A 22,266-nucleotide genomic window follows, 5' to 3' on the forward strand; every position below is an offset into this window, starting at 1 on the left:
TTATGTAATTTTCTTTCTTCCAATAAGGAAGTTTCATTACAATTGTCCTCTTTGTTATAATTTACTTTTTCATATAGTCAATAGAAAGTTATTAACCTTATGCTAAAGAAATCAATTAAACAATTTATTTATGGGATTAATGTTACTATTGATCAAACATTGTGTCAAGATAAAATTTGGTCTAAAATTACTAATTGGAATTTCAAGGAACGAGAACCTATAGGATTTACGACTACAAACTTAATATTTTGTTCCTTAAGGAAGTGAGCTAAATTAAGCCAATAATGACCTGTCGGCTCCATTCCTACGATCACTTTTTCCATTTTGTTTTGATTCATTAACTTTTTAAGCCACTCTTCACAATACAATATTTTTTCTAGAATTAGTTTCTTGGTATTCATATTCACTAACATTTCCTTTCTATATCAACAATGCTTGTTGTTTGGGAAATAACTAAGTTATGATGATATCTCGCACTTGTTGACGTTCGTTACCCTTTTTCTCTTTTGTTTTAGTTTTATACCTCTTATCCTCAAATTAAATGAGATCGGAAAGAATTTTTAATCTCCGACAATATGATCAAAGGGAGGGATTGTCAGCGATAGAATGGAAATGCTTATTAGCTCGCTTAAATATTTTACTTCTATTCTCCCACTAAACAATAAATATAACATTACCTATTTACTAGTCATTGTTTAAAAATAGGCATAATTAATCACTTGTTTTAGAATACTACAAATACAATTAATATTTTGTATTTTTTATGTAAAATTATAGACATTGTGTGACGAATTTGTTGGGCATGTTAATTAGATGTGGTTTTTCGAATAAACATTTGTTTCCCCCTGTCATCAATGCTCATTCGACTAATTAATATTACTTGCATCTCTCCAATAAAAAAACCTCGCTAAATGCTAGGTTTTTTTGAATCCCGTACAAAGGGAGATTAATTAGTTGTATGTTCCCTGTGTTACATGCAACTTGACACTATTCAGAGTTGTTTCGAAGTTTTGTCTGACACAAGGAACTGTTTCAAAGCTAGATAGAAATAATCTGAAACTTTAGATTTACAGGTTGCAAATTAAAAAAAGCTGAAATATAATTAGTTCAATAAATTATAATTTATCGATAAAAATATTTTAATTGTAGATTGAAAAGGAGACGATAAAATGAATTATGAAATGATTATTGTAACAACGGAACAGCTTCATGCCCTATCCCATCCACTAAGACAGCGTATTTTAACCGTTCTTTCGTTTGATGAAATGACAAATAAAGAAATTTCAAACGCCCTCAAAGAGTCTGCACCTAAAGTGCACTTTCACGTAAAGGAACTCCTGAACGCTGGCATTATCCGACTTACAAGAGAAGAAGTAAAAGGATCCATCATCGAAAAATATTATACGGCTTCAGCCCGTTCATTCCGACTTTCTCCTTCTCTTGAATTGGCCAAATCCGATGAACATATGCTCTACGAATCTACTTTTCATGAAACTTACCGGAATCTCATCGAAAGTGTCGATTATCATGAAGGTTTCCTTCCAAACTCATTCATCACTCAGGAACACGCGTGGTTAACAGACGAAGAAATAGCTTCTATTAAGAAGCATTTATCTGCTATCGATCAAATTATGAACAATTCTTCCATGAAACGAACACCTACAGATAATCGGAAATTCTACACGCTCAGCAGTTTTTTTCATCCAGTTTCTCCAAAATCTAAGAGCAGAGAAACAGAACAATGAGAAGACTATTTAAAAACAGCCTCTTCTCCAATAAGAATTTCGCTTATTTTTTCTTTGGTCAGTCCTTCTCGACAATAGGAGATGGATTCCAGCAGATCGCCCTGATTTACTTGATTTTTGAGATGGGTGGAAGCGGCAGCCAAATGGCTCTTTCCCTATTCTTCTCGGTCTTTCCCCGCATTCTTCTATTGCTGGTGGGAGGCGTTGCAGTTGATCGGTTAAGTGCGAAACAGGTTATTTGGATTTCAGACTTCGCTCGATTTGTGATTTTGACCGTTTTGATTTCATTTTTATTCTTTGATGCCTTGTCATTTCCACTGCTTTACCTCTTACTTTCTTTATCTGGTGTGGCAAGCGGCTTTTTCTATCCGGCATTTAATACCATTGTTCCTTCCATCGTAGAAACAAGGGATTTAGAAAATGCCAATGCATGGGTTCAATCAATCTCTCAAACCGCCATCTTCATTGGTCCTCCTCTTGCTGGATTACTGGTGGGGCTCTACGGAATAGAGGCTGGTTTTCTCATAAATGCCATGTCTTATTTGATTGGCGCTATCACCGGGATTATGGTCAGCGTTAACAAGGAAAGCTCACCTAAAGTGAAAGACTCGCGTATTGTGAAAGATTTCGTGGAAGGGTTTCAGCAAGTGTGGACAACCAAGTGGCTCCGTACCGTACTGTTGGTAGATTTAGTGGGGGGACTGGTAGTAGTCGGTCCAATGCAGATCGCATTACCGCTATATTCAAAGGAAAGCTTCGATCTGGCACCTTCACAGATGGGATTCGTCTTGGCTGCCTTTGGAGCTGGTTCGGTCATAGGCATGATGTTTGTCACCAAATTACACCCAAAATATAAAACAATTCGTTCGTTTTACTGGCTTGAACTTATACAGGGACTGCTCTTGTTTTTGGTAGCTATTCCTTCCGTATGGGTCGTGTTGCTATCTTTAGCGGCCATAGGGATTTTGAATGGTATATCAAGTGTCATCATCATTTCAAAGATTCAGGCCCATGTTCCAAGGGCAAGGCTCGGCAGAACGATGAGTATCGTTTCGCTAGCGGCTTTCGGGGCAGTTCCCATCTCTCAGTTGTTGACAGGTTGGCTGTCAGAAACCATTCCCTATGCGTTTGTTTTTGTTTTGGCTTCCACTTTGCTATTCCTCAGCGGCGTAATGGGATTAATAGTTTATAACAGACAAAGCAGTGAAGAAGCGGTTGTTTAAGGGGATTGTTTGAAATGACTATGGTTTTGTAATATGTACCTATGTCAGAAACAAGCGTGAAATTCACGACTTTCATGTTTATTTGAATTAACATGAAAGTTTCTGACACAGGGACACTATAAAATTTTGTTTTCAGGGAAGTTTCTTCTCACTAGTACGTATTTAATGTTAGTAATTTAAGAAGAATATAATAAACAAAGCTTAAACAATCAGGAGGAAAAGCTTCATGGATATTATCAAAACCTATTTAGATACTGTTTTTAAAGATTTTCTAGATAATTATAATCTCATTTGTTTCCCCCTGTCATCAATGCTCATTCGACTAATTAATATTACTTGCATCTCTCCAATAAAAAAAACCTCGCTAAATGCTAGGTTTTTTTGAATCATTGTTCTACAGAAAAAAAGTATATTATTTTGTTACTCTTAAAATCCCTCATCTTCAACTAACCTGCCGCTTTTGTTAATAAGAAAAAAGATTTGCCTAAGAACCCTATGAACTTTACTAAAGCACACCGTTAGTTGAAGATGTTATTTTTTATTTCTCATTAAATTACTTCCATTTACATCTTTTGAAAAACCAACTTTACTCCTTCTGGAAGTAAAGCACCCGTTAGAATTCGTTGCCGACATTTTTGCAAGATAGCACCGTTACTATTTTACTGAAAACAAGTAGGATGTTCCTTTTATCATGCCTATGCTATTGGTGTTCCATTTTTAACAGATTCATCTGGTTTTAAAAGTACCACGTCACCTTCCTCTGGTACACCTCCAATTACCAATACCTCCGATTTAAAACCAGCAATACGTCTTGGAGGGAAATTTACTACTGCAACCACCTGATGTCCAATAAGTTGTTCTGGTGTATATCTTTGTGTAATTTGTGCAGAAGAATGTTTAATACCAATTTCTCCAAAATCAATTTCTAATTTTATTGCAGGTTTTCGTGCTTCTGGAAAGGGTTCTGCGTTAATAACAGTACCAATACGGATGTCCAATTTCAAAAAGTCCTCAATTGTTACCACAAATTTAGCCTCCAGTCATTTACAATTAGTACCATCTTAACTAATTAAATCAAAAATTTAAATCATCAAATAATTCAGCTCGATTTTTGAACACAGTTAATCATCGCTCTTCTACTAAGCTGCCGCTTTAGACTATACTCCTTCTTGAAGTCAAGCACCCGTTAGTTTAAGTGAAACTCTTTACAATCTTTTTTTACCTTAACAAAATATAATCCCTTAATGTGTTGGGACATATCAAAATACTCCTTCTTAGTACCTTTTTCATAATTAGTGGTCCCCATTATTCATTTGTTTTAGCTCTTTTAAAATTTCATTTAAAAGGTCATCTGTTTTTGAGGTATACTTAATTTGTCTGTAGTTTATGAAAGTTAACATTACTATTATTCCTACAATCCCACCAAAGATTATCGCAGCATCGGACATAATATGAATCTCCCCTAAAAATATATTTGTTTACATGGTAAATTATATAATAAGAGGAAAGTTATGCGAACAAATAATTTTGAAGATACAGATATTTCGGAAAACAAACCTCCCTAATCGAATAGAAAAAATTACATTACCCTACTTTTGCAGCACTTCCAATAAACCAAAAGCACGGGGTCATTGATAGCATTGCTGAATAAAAGCTAATAACGATTGTTCAACTAAACTGCTTCGTTAGCACAATAAGAACAGCAGCCAAAATAGCAGCCTGGTCTTGAACTCTTGCACCTAGTTAGCTTAAGTACAGTTCTTCACAATGTTTGTTGTTATAATGTAGCGTCAAATAGCTCTCACCTATTAAGAGGAGGTGGACATTCGACGCTAACCCTTTAGCAAAAATTCTCTCCGAAATAAATAAAACATTATAGAGCCAACAATTGTGGTTATTAAAAATATATCGCTGTCCGATTGGAAACCAGTAATTATTGCTCCATATATGAATCCTAACAACCCAAAAAGAATGACACCTGTTAAAAAGGTCTTTGACTGTACATATTTTCGAAATAGGAGTTCCCCTATTAAACAACCTGGAAGAATGTAGTAGTGCCCAAAAATAATAATGGATGGTAACTCGCTTAAAAAATGTTTAACCCTTTCGTAGAATAATGGGTAAGAAATTATCAAACAATTATTTACAAATAAACCAATGATAACAGTTATATAAGCACCTAAATATCCCTAAGAAAAGCTGGCTTTATGTCAGCCGGAACTTCAACACTTGCACCCGTATGTTTAAGTGTAATCCTTCACAAACTTGGCTTAAATATGATTTGCTCTTCCCTTTTTATTTCCGTCTGAAAAATAAATCAAATATTTTTGATAACGTATTTGACACAAGAATTGGGAATAGCATAAATAATAAAACAATTTCCCGAGGAGAGTGATTCTTTTTTTATGTCAAAAAGACGATACGGCTGCACTCCTTGAAATGAAGAACGCGTTATTATGAATCGAACAGTCTGAAATATTGGACAAAAGCATAAAACAGGCATTGCCTGTTTTTTATTTTAATTTGTGTAACTTATAGAACTTTACCCAAATTTATAAAAAATTGGTTATACTTACATTGGAGGTAAAGAAGTATGAAAAAAATATCCCTTATGAACAAAGGAGAACTAAAAATGAGAAAACTCGTTCTATTTCTGCACGCATCACTTGACGGTTTTGTAGAAGGTCCAAACGGTGAAATGGACATCGGCTGGGTTTCCTACGATGCTGACTTGGAGAAACACGCGAAAGAAATTCTGAGTACTGCCGACACTGTCATATGGGGACGTGGGACTTATCAGATGATGCACAGTTACTGGACATCTGTGCCTTCGAACCCCTCAGCTTCGCAGCATGAACGGAATCATGCCGAGTGGATCGAAAAGACAACCAAAATCGTTTTTTCCACGACGCTCGAGAAAGTCGAATGGAACAATTCCAGACTGGTGAAAGAAGATGTCGAGGAAGAGATCAAGAACCTCAAACAGCAGCCAGGCAAGGATATGGTCATCCTCGGCAGTCCTAGGTTAGCACACTACCTTATGCAGTTTGATTTAATAGATGAGTATAAAATTACGGTTTCTCCCGTCCTGATCGGCAGCGGGTTGCCGTTATTCCAAGGTCACAAGGAGAAGGTCAATCTTAAACTTATCGAAAACAAGACATTTGATTCTGGAGCCATAGCCCTCGTTTACCAGACAGTGAGATGACCTTGTCTCCAAAAGCAGATTACGTCAGAAACGATCGCATTCCTGTAGATCGTTAAATATCAGGTTTTAAAAAAATAAAGCCCCTCAGTAAGATATGGATATAGACACCACTCTAACTCACAACTTTAGGAGGAACCCTACTATGAAGTTAGCTTGCCTAACTCTTACCAGTATAGTGAGACTAACAGCAAGCTATTTTACATTTTCTAATTGGTGTATAATCGTGTGAAGAAATTTTATACTGACGGAGGGTATGAAATGAAGATTTTGTTTGATGAAACATACACTTCAATAGACGGAAAGCTTTCAAGTAGGAATATTTGGTATGGATATGCTGATATATCTGTTGATGGTCACCATGGAAAAACCATTAAGCTTAATGAAGATTTTATGGATCAATTATGCGAATTAATAAAAAATGACTTATCTAAGAATGCAGCAAATGCGCCTACTCAAACTAACTGGTATTTCTATGGAAGTACTGTAACTAAGGACGCTATTGGAGACAATATCCGTCCGACAATTATGGTTCGTGAGAAATCTGACGAGTTTATAACTAATTTTAATATCAGTGACCATGATTTTGCTGTAAATATTGATGCTATTCTATTGTTTAAGGCGGATTTTGAAAAACGTTTAGCGAGTCATTGATGAGTAATATAAGTATAAGCATATTCAAACTATTTGAGGGGATGATTTCATAATGAATTCATTCTCCTTTTTCATCTGGTGGAGTCTTTTTGAGTGGAGGAAAAGGACATTTAATAATACAGATTGTGAATAATTACACTTAAATTAAACTGCTTCGTTACTACAATAAGGAAAAGCGATCCTTCGTTATTGAAGTATCGCACCCGGTAGTGCAATAAGATTTATGAATGTAAAATGCTATGAATAAAATATTTTGCATTCTCTGCTTCTTTTTTCTTAACAGAAACAACATAATGTTTTTCGTAATTCTTGTTCATTCCAATACTCCCAAAGTTCCCCCTAGTTGTCCCATTTCCTCTCCATTGTGTTGAATGATCAATAACTTTGTAGGTATATTTAATGCCCTTACTTTTTAAAATTCCTCTTACCTTAGAAAATTCCTCCATTGAATATCCAATATAAACTTCTTCTTTATTAAAGAAAAACATACCCATCCCCCACTGTCAGGCTATTTCCATTAATTCGCCATATTTCCATTAATTACATTATACTGTATTACTTTAGGTGATGTTCGGAAGTTTCGGTTTTGTCAGAAAATATTAAAAATGGATTCCTTATTCCACTAACCTGCTCCTTTAGTTGATCAACAAAAAAAGAGCTGCCGCCGCAACTCATCTTCAACTCAAGCACCCTTTAGTTGAATAAGATTTTTCACTCGTTGCTTATACTGATCATTTTCTAAGATTAAGGTTCATACTTTTCAAAAATGGCATTAAACCTATGTTCAATTTCCTCGTGCATTAATCCCTTTGATTGTTTTTTCAGGAGAGAAAGTTCCTCCCACAATGGGTAATTTGTTTGCTTAAATTCCGTTCTTTCCTTGGCGTTCTTCAACAGCCAAGATAAATTCTTCACCGCCTCCGGCGTTAGCGATGTATAGCCATTGACCGACATCACTGTATTTATAATTTTTTTCATTTGCAAGTCGTTCAATTTCGGTACTTCTTAAGCATAAATAAAAATTGTATAATAATTATTGTTGTTCAATATAGTATATATGCACAAGGGGGAAGCTTAGTGGTATTTAGCAATCTTGTTTTTCTTTACGTTTTTTTACCTATTGTGCTGCTGATTTATTATTTTGCACAAGATAAGTTAAAAAACACCGTTTTGTTGCTTGTGAGTTTAGTGTTCTATGCATGGGGGGAACCAAAATATGTCTTCCTTATGATATTTTCAATTGTAATGAACTACTGTTTTGGGTTAGTGGTTCAACGTTCCCGCGGAAAAAGTTTTGCGCATAAAACCGCACTGTGGATTTCAATACTGGCAAATTTGTCATTATTGGGCTTCTACAAATATGGTAATTTCGCAATTGAAAATATCAATCAGTTGTTTAATCTTCATATAAACAACAACCCTATTCCACTCCCTATCGGTATTTCGTTTTTCACATTTCACGCAATGAGCTATATCATTGATGTGTATAGAAAGGGAAACGAAGCACAAAAAAATTTATGGGATTTAGCACTTTACATAACGTTTTTCCCACAACTCGTAGCAGGTCCTATTATCCGCTATAACACAATTGCAGATCAATTAAAAAATCGCATTCACAATATAACGTTATTTGCAGTTGGAATTAAGCAATTGATAATTGGATTATCGAAAAAAGTATTGATAGCCAATCCTCTTGGAGAAATAGCGGATACGGTATTTGCTACAGGTCCTGCTGATTTAAGCCAATCAACGGCTTGGATTGGGATTATGGCTTATACACTTCAGCTCTATTTCGACTTTTCAGGTTACAGTGATATGGCACTTGGTTTAGCTAAAATGTTCGGATTTGAATTTCCAATCAACTTCAACTATCCATATATTGCAAACAGTATATCTGAATTTTGGAGACGTTGGCACATTTCTTTATCAAGCTGGTTTAGAGATTATGTTTATATCCCGCTTGGAGGGAATCGCGTTTCCGAGTGGAAAATATACCGAAACATTTTAATCGTATGGACTATCACAGGATTTTGGCATGGGGCTAGTTGGACTTTTATGGCTTGGGGTTTTTACTACGGCGTTATCATTAGCATGGAAAGGTTGTTTATGCAAAACATTCTCCAAAAATTGTGGACACCTATTAGACATATTTATGTTATTGTCATCGTTATGGTTGGATGGGTATTTTTCCGAGCAGATAACTTCTCCTATTCGTATGGGTTCATAAAAACAATGTTTGGTTTTGGAGGTCAGATTTATAACAATCAAACCATTTTGCTTCTTCATGACAATACAATCATGCTCTTGATTGCTGTTTTGTTTGTCTTTCCTATTTACCCATATCTCAAAGAAAAACTAGAAAAGTCTTTCCAAACAAAACCAATGGTGTTAATTAGTAAAGAAGTTATCGGAAATATAACTTATATTGGATTGCTGTTGGTAGTTACAATGTATTTAGTGAATTCAACATACAATCCATTTATATATTTCCGTTTTTAAAAGGGGTTTGAACATATGAAAATTAGTCATTATGCTCTAGTTATTAGTTTTTTAGTTGTCATCTTTGGGTTTGGAATCGTTTCAAAACTTCAAACAGACCGTCCATCATCTGTTTTCGAAAATCGCACGTTGTCTCAAGAACCTGTGAAGGATTTAAGCCTCATTCGTTCCGGAGAATTTTTCAAACAATACGAAACATATTTTTCAGACCAATTTTTATTACGAGACAAGTGGGTCGGATTGTACACAAAATTACAAATTTTATCACCGAAAACATTTGTAAACGGTTATTACATTGGGAAAAACGGATGGATATACAATCAACCTGCCATTTATACGCCGGAAGATGATTTGAAAAAATCAGCCGAAGCATTAAATGAACTAGGTAAAACACTAAGTGAATCAGGAACAAAGCTATATTACTTCCCTGTACCATCGAAGACTAATATGACTCAAAGAGATTTACCAAAATATTTACCTGAAGGTGTAGGGGAAAAGAATAAACAATACTTGCTTTCACATTTGGACCGAACGGTAGTCAATTACGAAGACTTTAGACCTGAATACGAGAAAGATGGTTACGAAACGGTCAAAAGTTATTATTACAAAACGGATCACCACTGGAATGAAAAAGGCGGCTTTTTAGCATATAAGCTCATAACCAAAAGAATACACAAAGATTATGAAGCAGTATCAAGTGATGTTAAGAAGTCTGACTATGAACACAAATGTTACAATGGTTATCCATTCTCAGGTAGTTTTAACAGAATGGTATTTAATCAAGTCAGTTTATATGCGGATACAGTTTGTCAGTATATTCCAAAGACCTATTCATTTAAAGACTATGATGTATACAGAGGTGCGGTTTCTGCTGAGAACAAAGTGCCATATTCAAACATTTACGCAGAAGAATTGGTGAATAAAACAGGAACTTTCAAATATGGAAGTGCATTTACATGGGATTTAGGAGAATTCAATATCATTAATAAGAAAAGCCAAAACAAGTTAAATGTTTTAATCTTAAAAGATTCCTATTCGAATGCAGCGGTATTCCCTCTTGCTCACCATTTTTATAAAACTTCAGTATTTGATATGAGGTTCAACAGGGAAATCACGGCGAGTGATTACATCAAAAATAACAAGTTCGATATGGTTATCATTTTCTATAATGATGGAAATATTATGGGTTCAATGTATGAATTTGATAAATTACCACAATAAAAAGATGCGGCTTCTGCCGCATCTTTTTTTATTTTTTTTAAAGAACTGACACAATAAACTTGACAAAAACAAGATAGTCGATTATGGGGGGGACCCTGGAAAGAGGTGATTATATGAAAAAATTATTGATTGCATTATCGGTGGTATCCTTTTCCGTTCTTCCAACATTTCAAGTGGCGAATGCAGATACAGGGAACCAAGAGGAGCTCCTTCTGGAACCCTTCCGTTTACCGGAATCATTCATATTTTTAATAATATCTAGTCCTTCCATCAATAACTTGGCTGATTGGATAGATTGAAATTCAAGTGATTGATATTTTATTTAAGCATCCTCCCTAGCGGGAAAAAGAGGGAACTAATAATTTGAGTTGGACCCGGAATTTCTGGAAAGTAAAGAAGTAAGATAGCAACTAGCAAGCTTATTGCTGTTAAGGTCACAAGTATTCTTTTTTCTTTTTTTTTGATTAGGATATAACTTCCGCCATTCAAGTAAATGGATCAGAAAAACTAATATGGATATTCCTATAAGCTCAAATATCTTCATTTTTTGCTCCTTTTTCATTTCACTCCAAAGTAGTGGTCGACAACCCAGGCTCGAGTACATGTACCTTAACTTTCGTTTCTACATAGATATCTGGAAGAACAACTTCCCAGTGATCTTTTACTTTTTCCCATTCTTTTGGGTATTTACGATGAAAAGCAGTAGCAAATCCAAAGGGATCCACCTTCATTCCATCTTTTACCTGCTTAAGGGCTTTCTCTATGGAAATAGAAACGTCTTTTTCTATATAATTTTCTACTCTTTTTGTATTTTTCTTACTCATAATATTTATTTTGCTTCCATTTTGAACAATCATCCCTTCCTTTGATATATATATAGTGACACTCCATTTTCCTTTTTCAATTTTTGGAATCAGATTTGTCTTTGTTCTTTTCAGATATAGTGAAATGGTTTGCCCTTTTTTGGGATACCCTGTTATTTCAGGTAATTCATTTTGGTTTCTTACCCATAATAATCCTTTTGATTCAACTTCATTAATTCTCCCAATCATTTTATCTCTCATAAAAATAGCTGTGCCACCAATGATGGGAGAGACATTCATTTTCCTATCATCATTATTTTGATGCTTGATTTTAATAAGCGGTAATAGTGCACCTCCTCCTTCACTTGTAACCATCAGTTCAAAATCTTTCAATGTAATATTTGCACCAACATGCATTTCCGACATCTTTCGAAGCACATCTCCAACATATTTTTCTAATGAAGGTGATAGCTGTAAAATGTCAGATGCCTTTCCATCACTGACATATAAACGAGATTCCTCGCGAGGCTCTGGGTGACGGTCTATGAAGTCAATTTGTCTTCCGAGGTTCCCTTTTTCAGAGAGGGATCGGCCAAAGATATATGTTTTACAATGTCCCCAAAAAAGTCTGCGTGAATATTCCCGTTGAAGATTGGATGCAGCATCAGCCAGGTTTGTTCCAACAGCTGATTTGATCTCTACTTGGGCCTTACTAGAACTACTTTGTTGCCCACCACTTTGTGATTGAGGAAGGAAGACTTGAACAGTTAATTTAATTTTATTATTTTTTTCTTTATCGATGGCTGCTCCTACTATGATGGCTAATTGATTTAGTTCCTTATTATCCCAGCAACCAGTTAGCAAAACACACTGTGAAAGAACAAGAAAGAAGGAAAGAATAGCTTTAATTATTCGACAAAGTATCATTCATTCTTTCAATTCCTTTCCTTTAAATTTCAGTAAGTTTCATCTATTTTTTTGGTTTTGGTTGCTGATTGGGAGCCTGCCTGTACTTATTAATTCTTCCAGTTAAATGTGGTCGTGTATTTAACATCCACCAAGGAGAACGTATAAAAGCATCCTTCATTTCTCGTCCTATTGTTGGGGCTATTGGTGAAAGATATGGAACACCGAAAGAGCGTAATTTACATAAATGGATGACTATCGCAATAAAACCAAACACTAATCCATGTAGCCCCATCGTTCCAGCAAGCATCATGATGGGAAAGCGAATCAATCTTAAAGCAATTCCTTCTGAGTAGCGAGGAACCATAAAAGAAGCAATGCCTGTAATCGCCACAACAATTACCATGAGAGGAGAAACAAGCCCTGCTTGAACAGCAGCTTGCCCGATAACTAATGCCCCTACAATGCTTACTGCAGCTCCGATTTGTTTAGGTAGACGGAGCCCTGCTTCACGAAGCGCTTCGAAAACAATCTCCATTATTAATGCCTCTATCAAGGCAGTAAATGGGACACTTTCCCGTAACGATGCCATACTTAATAGCAAGGTTGTAGGTACCATCTCCTGATGGAAGCTGGAAACTGCGACATAAAGCGAAGGCAAGAATACAGAAATTAACATAAAGAAAAGACGCATTATTCTTATAACAGAACTAATCAAATAACGTTGGTAATAGTCATCAGGTGCCTGAAAAAAAGAAAAAAAGCTTACAGGAGCAATTAGAACGAAAGGAGTACCATCTACTAATATGACGACACGTCCTTCCAATAGGTTAGCTGAGGCGACATCTGGTCGTTCCGTATCAAGTAACTGCGGAAACGGTGAAAAAACATTATCCTCTATCAATTCCTCGATATATCCACTTTCCAAAACACTGTCGACTTCGACTTTCTGTAGTCTGTTTTGAACCTCATCTATTAATGACTGATTAGCAATTCCCTCTATATAAGCAATGATTATACTTGTATCAGAATAACTCCCGATATTCATTTTAATCATTTTTAGGTTAGGGCTTCTGATTTTTCGCCGAAGCATGGAAATATTGACTCCCAATGTTTCCACAAATCCTTCTCTTGGTCCCCGGATTACGCTTTCGGATTCAGGTTCTATAATGGACCTCTTATCCCATTTGGCTAGTCCTAAAGCCGCTCCTTGTTCCTCATGTTCCATTAAAAGGATAGGGTTTCCATTAGAAATGTTCTTTATACAATCATCATATGTCTTGACTACTCGTATATTTGATAATTGTATATTTTCACATGTCTCTTGAAGATTAATCGATTTATCAATTGTTTTAGACATTAAAGGAGCAAGGACGCTAGAATCTATTTGTTCTGTATCAGATAAGCCATCAATATATACAAGGAGTGCTTTTGTTTTTCCGGCAATTAAAAAAGGATGATAGATTACATCGATGCAACCCTTATAAATGGATTTTAGAATCTGAAGATTTTTATCCAACTCTGATGACAGGGGAAGATTTCGGTTACTCATTCCTTCAATAGGATGTTGTTTTTGAGGACGTTTTTTTAAAATTCGAAACAAGTTGAACAAGTCCTTTCTGTTAGCGAATTTCCTATTTACTAAAACATCATTTTTTATTTGACTAGTTGATTTTCGATCAAAAAGATCAAAACAGAAAAGGAAGGGTCTGAGATAAAATATTTGAAAATCAACCTTTTCTAATAATTTGATATACGTGGTGGCTTTTTCTTTATAGTATTTCTTGTCCGTATCTTAGCAATAATCAATAATATTGTTGGTAGAACAGTTAACATAAATGGAACATAAAACGGGAAGATGGACTTTGAAAATTCAAACTGTTCCTGTAAATTAGCGAATTCCCAAATAGCAAATAGAGATATTAATATACCGAATGGTAAAACGATTGGCTTGAAGTCTGAAAGGTTCAACCATTGTGCGGTACCCAAAACTAATGCATAATAGAAGACTGTAATTTTGATATACGCACCTAAAATCCAAATAGTGATAATTCCCGCTTCTAAATGTTCAAAAAAATCAGAAAGACTGATAAACCGTACAGCCTTGAAAACAGGAAAAGTGTAACTAGCAGTCATCTCTCCAAATAGGAAAGTAGTCAGTAAATTTAAACTAACAAGACTAAGCATAACCGCAAATACTGAGATAAAACTCCATTTCAATCCTTTTTCAGGATCTTTTAAAAAGGGGAGAAACATAGATATAAGGAATACCTCACTAAACCAAGCCTGCGGGGCAGCGGAACCTTGAAGCAAAGGTAACAACCCATGTTCCAAGATTGGTAGAACATTCTTTGGATCCAAGTCTTTAAGAAGCATGATTGTAAATATCGGTATAGGGAGAATGAAAATAGGAATGAATAGTTGGGAAGCTCTCCCAAGCACCTCTACTCCTCCAGTTATAGCGAGAGATGCCATAATAACAGTGCTTCCTATAATTGCAATCATTGGAGTTTTTGGTAAAAGGGAAATTCCAACGAAAAAATAATACTCCTTTAAAATGAACCCACACATATACAAGAAAAAGAACAGGTAGAATAATCCAAGTATTTTACTTAGAAAGTGCCCAATAATATGTTTACTATATTGAATAAGTGATTCATTTGGATACATCTTATGTAATTTATAAAGGACATAAGCAGTAAAAAATCCATTTAAGGAACCTAAAATGGGAGCTGCCCAACTATCGCGTCCCACATATTGACCTGTAATTGCTGGAACCATTAGAACAGCTGTGGCATAAATCGTTGGATATATCATCAGTGCCATTTGATAGGCTGTAATCCTCCCTTTATCGTGCATACCTCTTACCTCTTTTATTTATTTTTATATAGTATCTCTTTAAAAAAATAAAAAATGCAGGCTGTAAAAAACTAATTAGATGAAAATAACAAGGCGCAGCAATTGCTGTAAAAAATCACCTGACAATGACAAAAATCAGGATCTCACACATTGTACCATTAAACAATTTGACAGGAGGCACGCGGAGGTGACAACTGAACTACTTTCAGATCACTTATCTACACAACTACAGACTCCGACTATTTCTGCACAATATCGTTCTCTCGCAAAAGAGGCTGAGGATCGTAACTTAAGCTATGAGGAATTCCTATTAGCATTACTAGAAGCAGAATCAGAGTCTAGAGAAGAAAATCAAAGACAAAGAAGGCTTAAACAAGCTGCTTTTTCTGTCCAGAAAACACTCGATAGTTATGATTTTAGTTTAATGCCAAGTCTAATATTCCCGTTTTGTCGGCAGGACCCCAATAATAGACACTCTTAAATAGATACAGCTTGAAGTTTTCATTTTCTTTTCCTAAGTTGTATGGGTTAATCCTATGCCCTTTTAATCAGCGTTTTTCCTACCTCTTAAAAAAACTATTAAAGAATGATTCATTGTAAATTTGGAATAATACCTTTGTATTTGTAGTTAGTCAAAAAGGAGGGAACCAAAATGGATATTCAAAAATTAGCCGATCATGAGTCATTGGATCTACATGAAGTTATTAATTTTAAAACCCTTTGCTTAGCGAAATCAAAACTAATGCAAGGACTGGTATTTGATCATGATTTGAGAGCATTAATGCAAAAAGATGTTGAACAATCCATGCAAGCACTTGGAGAATTACAGGCAATTTATCAACGTGCACCTTTTGAAGCGCCTGTTCCTCAAAACCGGCCAACACCAATAATAAATTGAAAGGAAGGCAAATTCATTGAACAATGACTATTTAGACCCTATAAACTCGCTACACGTACCAGAGCTAGCAGATACCACATTTGCGATGGATTTACTTCTTCGTGCCAAAGAAGGTGTTCGCAATATTGCGGCCGCATTAACGGAGTCAGCATCACCTGATGTTAGAAAGCTCTTACGAAAACATTTAAAGCAAGGGATTGCCATGCACCAAGAAATTACAGAACTTATGATTAATAAAAAATGGTTCCATCCATACGAACTAAGTGAACAGTATAAACTAGATCAACTCTCTGCCAACAATACATTGATGATTGGCAAAATGAATCTATTCCCTGTTGAGACCAATAGAAAAGGTATGTTTGATCGGACACCTGATGATCACTAACACTGGAGGCTGTAACCAATGAAGGCAGTAACGTACCAAGGTATTAAAAATGTTGTAGTCAAAGAAGTTCCAGATCCAAAGATTGAAAAACCAGATGACATGATTATTAAAGTAACGAGTTCAGCTATATGTGGGTCTGATTTACATTTAATTCATGGCATGATTCCTAACCTGCAAGAAAACTATGTTATTGGCCATGAACCAATGGGAATCGTCGAAGAAGTTGGTCCAGGTGTGACTAAACTAAAAAAGGGAGATCGAGTAATTATCCCCTTTAATATAGCATGCGGTGAATGCCATTACTGTAAAAACCATTTGGAAAGCCAATGTGATAATTCAAATGATAATGGTGATATGGGTGCCTATTTCGGATATTCTGGTACGACGGGTGGCTATCCAGGTGGGCAAGCTGAATATTTAAGAGTGCCATTTGCCAACTTTACTCATTTCAAAATTCCAGAGACTTGTGAAGAACCAGATGAAAAGTTAGCAGTTATTGCCGATGCGATGACTACTGGTTTTTGGAGTGTTGACAATGCAGGTGTAAGTGATGGAGATACAGTTATTGTTCTTGGCTGTGGTCCGGTTGGTCTTTTTGCTCAAAAATTCTGTTGGTTAAAAGGGGCAAAGCGAGTCATTGCCGTTGATTATGTCAATTATCGCCTGCAGCACGCAAAGCGCACCAACAAAGTAGAAATTGTTAACTTTGAGGACCATGAGAATGTAGGAAGTTACCTGAAGGAAATCACCAAAGGCGGCGCTGATGTTGTCATTGATGCAGTTGGTATGGACGGTAAAATGACTGATATGGAGTTCCTTGCAAGCGGAATGAAGCTTCAAGGCGGAGCATTAAGTGCGTTTATCATGGCTTCACAAGCAGTGCGTAAAGGCGGGATAATTCAAGTTACTGGCGTTTACGGCGGCAGATATAATGGTTTCCCTCTTGGAGATATTATGCAGCGAAATATCAATATCCGCTCCGGTCAAGCACCTGTCATCCACTATATGCCATATATGTTTGAATTAGTTACGACCGGAAGAATTGATCCAGGAGATGTCGTAAGTCATGTACTTCCACTTAGTGAAGCAAAGCGTGGCTATGAGATTTTTGACACAAAAATGGATGATTGTATAAAAGTCGTGTTGAAACCTTGAGGAAGGAGGTATAAAAAATGAACTACGCCTTACATGAAGTTCTTGAGGTCCATGAGATGGCTGCATTTAAGACCACTTGTTTAACTAAATCCAAAACGATGAAAGCGTTAGTTACAGATCAGCTATTAAAAGATATTATGCAGCAAGACATTGATGTATCTACGAGGCAATTACAAGAATATGCTTCTATCCTTTCCAACGCTAAGCAGTAAATTAGGAGATGAATGAACATGAATCCAATCATTGAAACTTTAACGGGTATGGACGGACTATCGGATCAAGTCGTTGCAATGGATCTACTCATTTCAGCTAAAAGTGGAATTAGAAATTATGCCATGGCAGTTACGGAGTCAGGAACACCGGAAATTAAAGAAATGCTCACTCGCCATTTAGTGGAAGCTCTTGATATGCATGAACAAATATCCGTGTATATGGTAGAAAAAGGATGGAATCATGCTTGGGATACAAACGAACAGATCAGTTTGGATTTAGATAATATCAATACAGCATTGAACTTACCGACATTATAAAAAATTTCTAGGAACAGTTTAAGACTCACCAAATAAACTGTTCCGATTAAACCATTTTGAGTTTATTTGGCAGAAGTAAATAAAGTTAATACCCCTTGCTTACTCGTGTTTGTTTTACACTATATAATGAAAACAATTAATTAACTATTTTTATTATGAAAAGGTCGGAGCAGGAAATTCATCAATTTTGATACGAAGTAAACTATAAGGTTTCTGTCGTAAGTCTTTTCCATAATGAAATCTAGGCTGTCGATGTAATTGGTTCACAATGACATACAAATATTGATCTGGACCAATTGAAAAAGTATCCGGCCACAAAATTCTCGGATCATGTGCGATAGTTTCCATTATGCCATTGGGCAATATCTTACGGATACTGTTGTTCTCATAATCTCCAGCATAAACAGTTCCCTTTGCATCGGTGATCATTCCATCAGACGCACCTTTTTCTCCCCAATACTCTACATGATAAGGTAAATCCATGTCCGGTATCGTTCTGTCTCTCAGGGCTTCTGTTGAGATCGAGAACAAATGACGACTGGTTAGTGGAGCAAAAAATAATATCTTTCCCTCGGGAGAAATCGCAAGACTATCAGATGCCAATCTAAATGGAGAAGTTGAACCGTCTTTGTTTCGATTCATTAAAATTTGACCTTCTACTTTCGGTAAAAAATAGGAATCGGGTGAAGTTGAATTGGCCCCATTTAACCGTCTAAACGCGTTTCCATTTGATAAATCTACAACGATAATAGCTCCTGGTCCGCTTGAAGAAGAATCGGTTAAATAGGCATAACCTACTTTTCCAACACGAAAATCAAAACGGACATCATTCAAGTAAGTTGTAGGCAGGACAACATCTTCTGTAAAGGTATATACTTTTCTTATTGTATCGGTTTCTAAATCAACAGCGACTAATTTTGCCCCCCCTTTAATAGGTTCAGAAAAATTGGGTGCCGCTGTATCTAATATCCAAAGCGTTCCCCTTCCATCAGCAACTACACTTTGGACACTGATGAAAGTCATTGTGATATTCTCGGGATTAACCAAATTGGTTTGTAAATTAGGATAAGGCTGCAATTTATCCTCAACAATTTCCGCCACCGTAAATTTAACATCGTCACCCCATTTCGGAAAGCATATGAAAATACGACCGGTTTCTGAAACAGTAACACCTGTAGGCATAGCGCCATAAAATGCATAAACTAGTTCTAAATTACCGAAAAATTTTTCACTAGGTAACATAGGTTTCATAATATCCTCCTCAAGCATTCAAACGGGATATCACCTATATATGATTTATATTTTTTCTAGTGCATGTTCCTTAATAAGTTTTTCTATACGAAAAGATGAAGGTATTGATTGTTTTCGAAATTTAATAAGTCTGTCAGAAGAAAGGAATCATTTTAATTTAAACAGGTAGCGAAGTTCAATATTCCAGAAACAACGCAAGCTGTTATAATTAAAAATTGGGAAAATTCGATTTTTTAACTTTGTGAAGAAATACACTTAAGCTAACCTGCCCTTTAGTTCAATAATAAAAGGTGATTACCAAATATTTTAGTAATCACCTCCTGTTTACTCTATTCAATAAAGTTTATTTTATTTTCCCGGCACCATTCAATCGCAATTTGTTTATAACACTTGTCTCGGTATGAATACCATTGGTCTTCTAATCCATAATCTATAATTTTGTCCTTAAATCTTCTAAAGGCACCCTTTCCCTTAATTGCCTTAGATAAAGAATCCTGCTTTCGTTGATCACTCACTGTTAGGCAAAAGTTTTCTATTAACTCATATTCATTCACATCATATGTAGTAGGTAAATCTATATAATTTTCAAAGTTTTCCACCACATCAATTGCCAGCATTCTATTTTCACGTTCCCATTCAGGTAAATGATCAAATGGTTGTTCGTCCTCAGCAGCTCTCAGGTCCTCCGAGGTCACTATCACTATTTCACCTGTTTTAATATTTAGTAAAGAACGTGATTCTTCAAACTGTATTTCCATTTCCTCAATAATATCTTTTAGTTTAACTTTTATACTCATTTTTAGATCACCTTTTGATATTTTTTACTAAAGCAGCCCTATAGTTTATAGTATAATTGTTTACAAACTTATTATAGGAATGTTGCACCGTTTAATGAATAAATCTAATAATAAAAAATGCGAAAATATAGTGCAACTAAATAATTAACAATAATAAATAGGGAATAAAGTTTTGGAATTAATATGAGGCACCCTTTTTCTTTCCGGGTAAATATTAAGAAGCCAATACAGAATATTAGTTGAAAAATATACAAAGGGGCTGTTGCAACATTGTAGTATAATTCAGGTAATGGCATTTCCATAGGATTCACTCTTTTCACCCCTAAAATCAACTATCCTTCACGTTTTTCGTACAGCTAATGAGGTATTTCTAATATCGGATACTGCTATATCATATATATAAGATGGATAAAGCGGTAAACAGTACGGGGATATGAATGCTAATAGACCTCCAATCAAAAGCCAACCACAAAGTAACTTCCTGCGTAATAATCACTTCTCTACCACTATTATAATTGAACTTAGGTACTACTGGTTAAGAACGTTTGACAATTTTTCGTATCGCAGTGATACTTCAACAAACCTGCTCCTTAAGTTCAATAACCAAAAAAGCCACCAAAAATGACAGCTGGGTCTTTAACTCTTGCACCCGTTAAGCACTATAATGAAGATTGAGTTCACTTATTTAATCAATGCATCTGTCTATAAAATATTAACTTCTTTCACTTTGCCTTGTTTGCCATAAATCATAAATAAGAATCAAAGTATCTATTGAAAATAATATAATACTTAATGTATAAGGAACTCATCCAATTATTTCATTTAGAACTGTTGTAAGTTTACCAGGTGGGTCACTCCAACCTGCTAAATTGGGAATGAATAAAGCAATCAACAGATGCATTAAACCGAATAAAAAAATACCTGAAATAAATAAAACATAACCAAATTTCTGTAAACTCTTTTTCATCTAATCCCCCCTTGAATTTACTTATCTCAATATGTATTCAAGTTAAAGAAAAAAATTCTTCTTGTTTTAACCTGCTTCGTTAATTCAATAAATTCAACAAAAAGAAGCGTTAATCCTTCTAGGATCAACGCACCCGTTAGCCATCCATGAAGCGCAAAAATCAGCGCTTCACCACAGAGAATGAAAATGAGATTCCAAGTCCATAATGTTTAATGGCTGACGAAGAAGGTCGTTGAACTATGGTGCCTCTGAGCCCATCCGTTAGTCTGACTCCGACGACCACGGTGTACCACCGACTGTCCGCCCTATATGGGTAGCACTCAGGGGAGATTAATCCTTATTCTGGTCGTTGCGTTAGCCAATTCTATACTTTTTATAGAAGGATGGTTCTTGATTATCTGTCAACTCAATAATGAACACTCAGAAGGCTCAGCCTTTTTTTAAAAAGCGTTTTTACTGGGTTAATTTTGTTATGCTTTTTTCTGGGTTTTGACCTTTTTTAATTTTCATGGGAGTTGAAGAAGCACCTTCTCTTTTATTACACATTATGGTCGTAAAGTGTAGCATTAACTCATTTGTTTCTATTCAACAAAAACACCTTTTTAAAGTTGATATTCAACACATCTGTCATCTAATTTATTTAAAGATGGCTAAGAATATTAACAAGCTTACCGAATGGATCTTTTACATAGAAACGTCGAACCCCCCACGGCTCCTCAATTGGTCCATACTCAATTGGAATCTCTGCTTTTTTTATGCGAGTTAGTGCATCATCGAGATCATCAACTTCAATTGACAAATCAGGCACTGGTGTCCCTGAACCACCCTCAGAAAGAAAGCTAATTTGAGTGTCCATTTTCTCATGCGAACCGAAAGTTGCAATAAATCCCATATCCATCAGTTGATCAAGTCCAAGCACTTCCCCGTAAAAGTACTTTGCTTTAGATATATCCTGAGTCTCAACATTGGCAACAATTCGTTTGACCTTCATTACTACACCCTCCTAAATTTTTGATATATATAGTTCAATCTTACAGTTAATTAATTTACCTGCAAATCATGGTTCAAATACGACATAAAACTTCTCATTCTCTTATTGAACTCCCTCAGTTTGATACGAATATCTCTCGAATGCTCACTTATTCGCAGGATTTCATAACCCTTGTAA

25 protein-coding genes are annotated in these 22,266 nt (G+C 35.6%); 13 read left to right on the top strand and 12 right to left on the bottom strand.

The window, feature by feature from the left end:
• Positions 1-164: 164 nt before the first annotated feature.
• Positions 165-413 (bottom strand): IS110 family transposase, encoded by a 249-nt coding sequence (locus tag AA980_RS28105; protein ID WP_268926680.1) that lies wholly within the window; start codon positions 411-413, stop codon positions 165-167.
• A gap of 756 nt (positions 414-1,169) precedes the next feature.
• On the opposite strand from AA980_RS28105, the gene AA980_RS22640 reads away from it, so the two are divergent.
• Both AA980_RS22640 and AA980_RS22645 read left to right on the top strand, forming a co-directional pair.
• Entirely contained in the window at positions 1,170-1,745 is a 576-nt protein-coding gene (locus AA980_RS22640; protein ID WP_024030837.1) for an ArsR/SmtB family transcription factor, read from the top strand.
• Positions 1,742-2,968 (top strand): MFS transporter, encoded by a 1,227-nt coding sequence (locus AA980_RS22645; RefSeq protein ID WP_082195802.1) that lies wholly within the window; start codon positions 1,742-1,744, stop codon positions 2,966-2,968. Before AA980_RS22640 ends, AA980_RS22645 begins: the two co-directional genes overlap by 4 nt.
• 695 nt (positions 2,969-3,663) lie before the next feature.
• On the opposite strand, the gene csaA is transcribed toward AA980_RS22645, so the two are convergent.
• Together csaA and AA980_RS27375 are read right to left on the bottom strand one after the other, a co-directional pair.
• The gene (gene csaA / locus AA980_RS22650; RefSeq protein ID WP_024030839.1) at positions 3,664-3,993 is read right to left on the bottom strand and encodes a chaperone CsaA; all 330 of its coding nucleotides are present in this window, start codon (positions 3,991-3,993) and stop codon (positions 3,664-3,666) included.
• Positions 3,994-4,260: 267 nt separating this feature from the next.
• Positions 4,261-4,416, bottom strand: a complete 156-nt coding sequence (locus AA980_RS27375; protein WP_156351214.1) for a hypothetical protein — start codon at positions 4,414-4,416, stop codon at positions 4,261-4,263.
• A 1,184-nt stretch (positions 4,417-5,600) separates the two neighbouring features.
• Here AA980_RS27375 and AA980_RS22655 point away from each other — a divergent pair.
• Entirely contained in the window at positions 5,601-6,176 is a 576-nt protein-coding gene (locus tag AA980_RS22655) for a dihydrofolate reductase family protein (RefSeq protein ID WP_034725124.1), read from the top strand.
• Positions 6,177-6,434: 258 nt separating this feature from the next.
• Positions 6,435-6,827, top strand: coding sequence for a hypothetical protein (locus AA980_RS22660; RefSeq protein WP_024030841.1), 393 nt, complete (start codon positions 6,435-6,437; stop codon positions 6,825-6,827).
• 221 nt (positions 6,828-7,048) lie between these two features.
• On the opposite strand, the gene AA980_RS22665 is transcribed toward AA980_RS22660, so the two are convergent.
• Together AA980_RS22665 and AA980_RS22670 are read right to left on the bottom strand one after the other, a co-directional pair.
• A complete protein-coding gene (locus AA980_RS22665; RefSeq protein ID WP_024030842.1) occupies positions 7,049-7,315 on the bottom strand; it encodes a hypothetical protein in 267 nt (88 codons plus the stop codon).
• 256 nt (positions 7,316-7,571) lie between these two features.
• Positions 7,572-7,820: a hypothetical protein gene (locus AA980_RS22670; protein ID WP_024030843.1), complete on the bottom strand. Its 249-nt coding sequence runs from the start codon at positions 7,818-7,820 to the stop codon at positions 7,572-7,574.
• An 84-nt stretch (positions 7,821-7,904) separates the two neighbouring features.
• Between AA980_RS22670 and AA980_RS22675 the strand changes: the two genes are divergently transcribed.
• From AA980_RS22675 to AA980_RS22685, 3 genes are all read left to right on the top strand, one after another.
• Positions 7,905-9,326: an MBOAT family O-acyltransferase gene (locus AA980_RS22675; protein WP_024030844.1), complete on the top strand. Its 1,422-nt coding sequence runs from the start codon at positions 7,905-7,907 to the stop codon at positions 9,324-9,326.
• A 15-nt stretch (positions 9,327-9,341) separates the two neighbouring features.
• Positions 9,342-10,547, top strand: coding sequence for an alginate O-acetyltransferase AlgX-related protein (locus AA980_RS22680; protein WP_024030845.1), 1,206 nt, complete (start codon positions 9,342-9,344; stop codon positions 10,545-10,547).
• A 113-nt stretch (positions 10,548-10,660) separates the two neighbouring features.
• Positions 10,661-10,846 (top strand): hypothetical protein, encoded by a 186-nt coding sequence (locus AA980_RS22685; protein WP_024030846.1) that lies wholly within the window; start codon positions 10,661-10,663, stop codon positions 10,844-10,846.
• 264 nt (positions 10,847-11,110) lie between these two features.
• On the opposite strand, the gene AA980_RS22690 is transcribed toward AA980_RS22685, so the two are convergent.
• The 3 genes from AA980_RS22690 to AA980_RS22700 all read right to left on the bottom strand — a co-directional run bounded on the left by AA980_RS22690 (position 11,111) and on the right by AA980_RS22700 (position 15,115).
• A complete protein-coding gene (locus AA980_RS22690) occupies positions 11,111-12,277 on the bottom strand; it encodes a Ger(x)C family spore germination protein (protein ID WP_024030847.1) in 1,167 nt (388 codons plus the stop codon).
• Between the two features lie 43 nt (positions 12,278-12,320).
• Positions 12,321-13,808, bottom strand: coding sequence for a spore germination protein (locus AA980_RS22695; protein WP_047771999.1), 1,488 nt, complete (start codon positions 13,806-13,808; stop codon positions 12,321-12,323).
• A 188-nt stretch (positions 13,809-13,996) separates the two neighbouring features.
• Positions 13,997-15,115 carry a GerAB/ArcD/ProY family transporter gene (locus AA980_RS22700; protein ID WP_024030849.1) on the bottom strand — a complete coding sequence of 373 codons (1,119 nt, stop codon included), beginning with the start codon at positions 15,113-15,115 and terminating at the stop codon, positions 13,997-13,999.
• A 187-nt stretch (positions 15,116-15,302) separates the two neighbouring features.
• Here AA980_RS22700 and AA980_RS22705 point away from each other — a divergent pair, with 187 nt between their 5' ends.
• The 6 genes from AA980_RS22705 (at position 15,303) to AA980_RS22730 (ending at position 18,083) form a co-directional block, all read left to right on the top strand.
• On the top strand, positions 15,303-15,596 hold the full coding sequence (locus tag AA980_RS22705; protein WP_024030850.1) for an ATP-binding protein: 294 nt from the start codon (positions 15,303-15,305) through the stop codon (positions 15,594-15,596).
• 171 nt (positions 15,597-15,767) lie between these two features.
• Positions 15,768-16,013 carry a hypothetical protein gene (locus AA980_RS22710; protein ID WP_024030851.1) on the top strand — a complete coding sequence of 82 codons (246 nt, stop codon included), beginning with the start codon at positions 15,768-15,770 and terminating at the stop codon, positions 16,011-16,013.
• A 16-nt stretch (positions 16,014-16,029) separates the two neighbouring features.
• Positions 16,030-16,398, top strand: coding sequence for a spore coat protein (locus AA980_RS22715; protein WP_024030852.1), 369 nt, complete (start codon positions 16,030-16,032; stop codon positions 16,396-16,398).
• Between the two features lie 18 nt (positions 16,399-16,416).
• Positions 16,417-17,553: a zinc-dependent alcohol dehydrogenase gene (locus AA980_RS22720; protein WP_024030853.1), complete on the top strand. Its 1,137-nt coding sequence runs from the start codon at positions 16,417-16,419 to the stop codon at positions 17,551-17,553.
• Positions 17,554-17,570: 17 nt separating this feature from the next.
• Positions 17,571-17,765 carry a hypothetical protein gene (locus tag AA980_RS22725; protein ID WP_007083743.1) on the top strand — a complete coding sequence of 65 codons (195 nt, stop codon included), beginning with the start codon at positions 17,571-17,573 and terminating at the stop codon, positions 17,763-17,765.
• 18 nt (positions 17,766-17,783) lie between these two features.
• Complete coding sequence (locus tag AA980_RS22730; RefSeq protein ID WP_024030854.1) at positions 17,784-18,083, top strand: spore coat protein; 300 nt, start codon at positions 17,784-17,786, stop codon at positions 18,081-18,083.
• Between the two features lie 153 nt (positions 18,084-18,236).
• Here the strand turns inward: AA980_RS22730 and AA980_RS22735 are convergent, their stop codons facing one another.
• The 4 genes from AA980_RS22735 to AA980_RS22750 form a co-directional block, all read right to left on the bottom strand.
• Complete coding sequence (locus AA980_RS22735) at positions 18,237-19,334, bottom strand: L-dopachrome tautomerase-related protein (RefSeq protein WP_034725122.1); 1,098 nt, start codon at positions 19,332-19,334, stop codon at positions 18,237-18,239.
• A gap of 329 nt (positions 19,335-19,663) precedes the next feature.
• Positions 19,664-20,131, bottom strand: a complete 468-nt coding sequence (locus tag AA980_RS22740; protein WP_024030856.1) for a UPF0158 family protein — start codon at positions 20,129-20,131, stop codon at positions 19,664-19,666.
• 805 nt (positions 20,132-20,936) lie between these two features.
• Positions 20,937-21,098 (bottom strand): hypothetical protein, encoded by a 162-nt coding sequence (locus AA980_RS27380; RefSeq protein WP_024030858.1) that lies wholly within the window; start codon positions 21,096-21,098, stop codon positions 20,937-20,939.
• 640 nt (positions 21,099-21,738) lie between these two features.
• Positions 21,739-22,089 carry a VOC family protein gene (locus AA980_RS22750; RefSeq protein WP_024030859.1) on the bottom strand — a complete coding sequence of 117 codons (351 nt, stop codon included), beginning with the start codon at positions 22,087-22,089 and terminating at the stop codon, positions 21,739-21,741.
• Positions 22,090-22,266: the final 177 nt, after the last annotated feature.

Source organism: Neobacillus vireti (assembly GCF_001026695.1).
Taxonomy (GTDB): domain Bacteria; phylum Bacillota; class Bacilli; order Bacillales; family Cytobacillaceae; genus Neobacillus; species Neobacillus vireti.

What these genes read in the sequence shown, in the direction of transcription:
- AA980_RS28105 (WP_268926680.1), bottom strand. Translation starts at nt 413, where the DNA reads ATGTTAGTGAATATGAATACCAAGAAACTAATTCTAGAAAAAATATTG.
- AA980_RS22640 (WP_024030837.1), top strand. Translation starts at nt 1,170, where the DNA reads ATGAATTATGAAATGATTATTGTAACAACGGAACAGCTTCATGCCCTA.
- AA980_RS22645 (WP_082195802.1), top strand. Translation starts at nt 1,742, where the DNA reads ATGAGAAGACTATTTAAAAACAGCCTCTTCTCCAATAAGAATTTCGCT.
- AA980_RS27375 (WP_156351214.1), bottom strand. Translation starts at nt 4,416, where the DNA reads ATGTCCGATGCTGCGATAATCTTTGGTGGGATTGTAGGAATAATAGTA.
- AA980_RS22655 (WP_034725124.1), top strand. Translation starts at nt 5,601, where the DNA reads ATGAGAAAACTCGTTCTATTTCTGCACGCATCACTTGACGGTTTTGTA.
- AA980_RS22660 (WP_024030841.1), top strand. Translation starts at nt 6,435, where the DNA reads ATGAAGATTTTGTTTGATGAAACATACACTTCAATAGACGGAAAGCTT.
- AA980_RS22665 (WP_024030842.1), bottom strand. Translation starts at nt 7,315, where the DNA reads ATGTTTTTCTTTAATAAAGAAGAAGTTTATATTGGATATTCAATGGAG.
- AA980_RS22680 (WP_024030845.1), top strand. Translation starts at nt 9,342, where the DNA reads ATGAAAATTAGTCATTATGCTCTAGTTATTAGTTTTTTAGTTGTCATC.
- AA980_RS22685 (WP_024030846.1), top strand. Translation starts at nt 10,661, where the DNA reads ATGAAAAAATTATTGATTGCATTATCGGTGGTATCCTTTTCCGTTCTT.
- AA980_RS22690 (WP_024030847.1), bottom strand. Translation starts at nt 12,277, where the DNA reads ATGATACTTTGTCGAATAATTAAAGCTATTCTTTCCTTCTTTCTTGTT.
- AA980_RS22695 (WP_047771999.1), bottom strand. Translation starts at nt 13,808, where the DNA reads ATGAGTAACCGAAATCTTCCCCTGTCATCAGAGTTGGATAAAAATCTT.
- AA980_RS22700 (WP_024030849.1), bottom strand. Translation starts at nt 15,115, where the DNA reads ATGCACGATAAAGGGAGGATTACAGCCTATCAAATGGCACTGATGATA.
- AA980_RS22710 (WP_024030851.1), top strand. Translation starts at nt 15,768, where the DNA reads ATGGATATTCAAAAATTAGCCGATCATGAGTCATTGGATCTACATGAA.
- AA980_RS22720 (WP_024030853.1), top strand. Translation starts at nt 16,417, where the DNA reads ATGAAGGCAGTAACGTACCAAGGTATTAAAAATGTTGTAGTCAAAGAA.
- AA980_RS22725 (WP_007083743.1), top strand. Translation starts at nt 17,571, where the DNA reads ATGAACTACGCCTTACATGAAGTTCTTGAGGTCCATGAGATGGCTGCA.
- AA980_RS22730 (WP_024030854.1), top strand. Translation starts at nt 17,784, where the DNA reads ATGAATCCAATCATTGAAACTTTAACGGGTATGGACGGACTATCGGAT.
- AA980_RS22735 (WP_034725122.1), bottom strand. Translation starts at nt 19,334, where the DNA reads ATGAAACCTATGTTACCTAGTGAAAAATTTTTCGGTAATTTAGAACTA.
- AA980_RS22740 (WP_024030856.1), bottom strand. Translation starts at nt 20,131, where the DNA reads ATGAGTATAAAAGTTAAACTAAAAGATATTATTGAGGAAATGGAAATA.
- AA980_RS27380 (WP_024030858.1), bottom strand. Translation starts at nt 21,098, where the DNA reads ATGAAAAAGAGTTTACAGAAATTTGGTTATGTTTTATTTATTTCAGGT.
- AA980_RS22750 (WP_024030859.1), bottom strand. Translation starts at nt 22,089, where the DNA reads ATGAAGGTCAAACGAATTGTTGCCAATGTTGAGACTCAGGATATATCT.